The organism is Rhodoferax sp. (assembly GCF_037143375.1).
In the GTDB taxonomy this organism is placed as follows: Bacteria; Pseudomonadota; Gammaproteobacteria; order Burkholderiales; family Burkholderiaceae_C; genus Rhodoferax.
The window spans coordinates 1-2,386 of the sequence record NZ_JBAWYV010000276.1 but is presented as its reverse complement, the minus strand read 5'-3'; the positions used below and the strand labels follow the sequence as shown (position 1 = coordinate 2,386).

Here is a 2,386-nt window from a genome sequence, read left to right as displayed (position 1 = left end):
AACATAGCTACGATTTCCTCTTTGCTGAATTCGATCTTCATACTTTACCTTTCTGCTTGTCTTTTGCTGCGATAAGTTTCTTGCTTGCTTCCTGGTCATCACCCGCAGATTTGATTGCCTCAAAGTAAGTTGCTTTGAGTGCATCAGCGGTTGTGCAGGACTCGATAGCTGCAAGGAAATCGGCTAGTGTCTTTTGATCCATTGAGGGTTTATTGCTATAAACCTCATGTGTGTTTGAGTCAGCGTCGTTGTCTGATTCAGTGGGGATGCTAAATGCCTGGAACGCTGCGTATTTGTAGGCTGCTGACATGGCTTTGTTAGTTCCTTTGTCTCCGCTATCCATTGCCTCACCAAACGTCTTTACCGTGTGTTTTGAGCCATCCTCTGCGCATACAAAATCGAACTCAACCTCGACCGTGATGTAAAACAATGCACCGCCAGCTTTGCTCTGACGCTCATCACAATGCCTGGATAGCACTCTAGGCAAAATACACAGCCCATGCTCCGCGAGCAGTGGAGCGATGCTGTTGTAAACATCGTCAATGCCACGGAACTTATAGCCGGCACCTTGGTTGTTGGTCCTGTCTTTTGTAATGCCTGTTTTTGCAAGTGCTGTTTGCACTGCGTTGATTGCTTTGTAAACGCTCATGTTGTGTCCTCAGAAGGGTGATGGTTTTAAGGCTTTCGCCAGTGCTTTGAAAAACGAGGTAACAGGTCCGTGGTTGTAACGACAAAACCTGTATTCCCACTTGAAAACTTGAAATGCTGTCATTTTGTGATCCCAAAAAAGAAAAAAAGAGCGAACATGAGGCCCAGTGCAACGGCTAGGGCGTAGTCGCGAATCTTCATGCTTTGAACTCCGGTGTGGTGATGTATCCGTAGCACTCGAACTCGGCGCGGCGGGTAACGGTTGCAGCGCGTGCGTTATGCAACAACTCTCCGACTTTGTGAAAGTCGCCGAGAACAAGCGATGCAAGGATGGGCTTCGCAAGCTCGTAGGCAGCTACTTGCAAGTCGTCCGCGTCGTAGGCTTCGCCAGCGCGATAAACGGCAGCGTAGAAATCATCCTCAGAAACCTCGATGCCGTACATCTTGGCTTCCTCTGCTTGTGTGATGGGGTGGTTCATGCTGGCGTCCTTGTAAAACTGTCAGCTTTAAGCAAGCCAGCCTCAAATTTAGGCATATCGTAGTAAAAGGTTGATCCTTTCAGGTAAGCACGGCGCTCTTTGTTTGCTTGATCTACGACTTGCCAAATAGTGGTTTTGCCAGTGTGGGTGATTTCAACTATTTCAACAATTTTTTCCATGATGTTCATTTGCTTACTTTCTAAAAGACCCCGAGGTGTTCAGGGCATGGCTAGAGTATAAGCCAGCTAAATTTAAATGTGCAACAATTTTTACTATCGCTTTCCCTAATCCAATAGAAATAATTGATGGTAGAATTAAGCGTCCTAACCTTATACTCCACACCATGACTAAAAAACAAGCAATCGAACTGATGGGGTCTGTTAAAGCTCTCGCGCTTCTGCTGGAAGTGTCAGAGTCGGCAGTCTCTCAGTGGCAAACAATCCCCAAGTCGCGCCTGTGGCAGCTTCAGCTTTTGCGGCCCGAATGGTTTAGAAAGGTTAAACAATGAATTGGCATGAAATGGGCCTGTCGCACAACAAAAACGCTTTTGGCGGCAAGATCAAAGTTAAGGCACCTATGGAAAAAACTCAGATTGAATGCGTTGCAGACCTGATTTCCCGTCCCAAGGGGGCAACCAGCTTTCAGATCATTATTGGGGCCGGTACGGTGTCCCCACACGCTCGGCTTGCAGAGCTGAAGGCGCAGGGTTGGAACATCTTCAAAGTCAAAGTTGAAGGCAAGAAGCATCACACCTACTTTGGGACAAAGCCATGAACTACGGTACGTTTATTAAAAACAAACGCAGGGCAGAGGTTGCCACCGGACATACACCGGGAGAACTGAATGAGCATCTGTTCGACTTCCAACACGCGATTACTTCATGGGCTGTAAGGCACTGGCAGACATAGTAAACGCAAAGACTGATGAGCCTTGGCTGATCTGGTGCCATTTGAATGACGAGGCAGAATTGCTGCGCGGGATGATTAAAGGATCTGTGAACGTCCAAGGGTCAGATAGCGCAGAAAGCAAGGCAAAGAATCTGCTCGCTTTCGCGCATGGTGATCTTCGCGTTCTGATTAGTAAACCAAAGATTGCAGGCTACGGTTTGAACCTGCAGCGATGCTCTCACATGGCATTTGTTGGGCTTGATGACTCATTCGAGAAGTTTTATCAAGCTGTACGTCGGTGTTATCGGTTCGGACAAAAGCGTGAGGTACACGTTCACATCTTCACGGCTGAAAACGAGGGACAGATTCTTG

At 47.5% G+C, this 2,386-nt stretch carries 6 protein-coding genes; 3 read left to right on the top strand and 3 right to left on the bottom strand.

Annotated features, from left to right (window positions below; translation table 11 throughout):
• Positions 1 to 37 precede the first annotated feature (37 nt).
• The 3 genes from WCG50_RS18940 to WCG50_RS18930 form a co-directional block, all read right to left on the bottom strand.
• Positions 38 to 649, bottom strand: a complete 612-nt coding sequence (locus WCG50_RS18940; protein WP_336901151.1) for an ERF family protein — start codon at positions 647 to 649, stop codon at positions 38 to 40.
• 196 nt (positions 650 to 845) lie between these two features.
• Positions 846 to 1,127, bottom strand: coding sequence for a hypothetical protein (locus tag WCG50_RS18935; protein WP_336901150.1), 282 nt, complete (start codon positions 1,125 to 1,127; stop codon positions 846 to 848).
• On the bottom strand, positions 1,124 to 1,315 hold the full coding sequence (locus tag WCG50_RS18930; protein ID WP_336901149.1) for a hypothetical protein: 192 nt from the start codon (positions 1,313 to 1,315) through the stop codon (positions 1,124 to 1,126). Before WCG50_RS18930 ends, WCG50_RS18935 begins: the two co-directional genes overlap by 4 nt.
• Positions 1,316 to 1,470: 155 nt before the next feature.
• On the opposite strand from WCG50_RS18930, the gene WCG50_RS18925 reads away from it, so the two are divergent.
• From WCG50_RS18925 to WCG50_RS18915, 3 genes are all read left to right on the top strand, one after another.
• Entirely contained in the window at positions 1,471 to 1,635 is a 165-nt protein-coding gene (locus WCG50_RS18925) for a Cro/CI family transcriptional regulator (protein WP_336901148.1), read from the top strand.
• Positions 1,632 to 1,901 (top strand): hypothetical protein, encoded by a 270-nt coding sequence (locus WCG50_RS18920; RefSeq protein WP_336901147.1) that lies wholly within the window; start codon positions 1,632 to 1,634, stop codon positions 1,899 to 1,901. Before WCG50_RS18925 ends, WCG50_RS18920 begins: the two co-directional genes overlap by 4 nt.
• 175 nt (positions 1,902 to 2,076) lie before the next feature.
• On the top strand, positions 2,077 to 2,386 hold a 310-nt coding region (locus WCG50_RS18915; RefSeq protein WP_336901146.1), incomplete at its 3' end, for a helicase-related protein.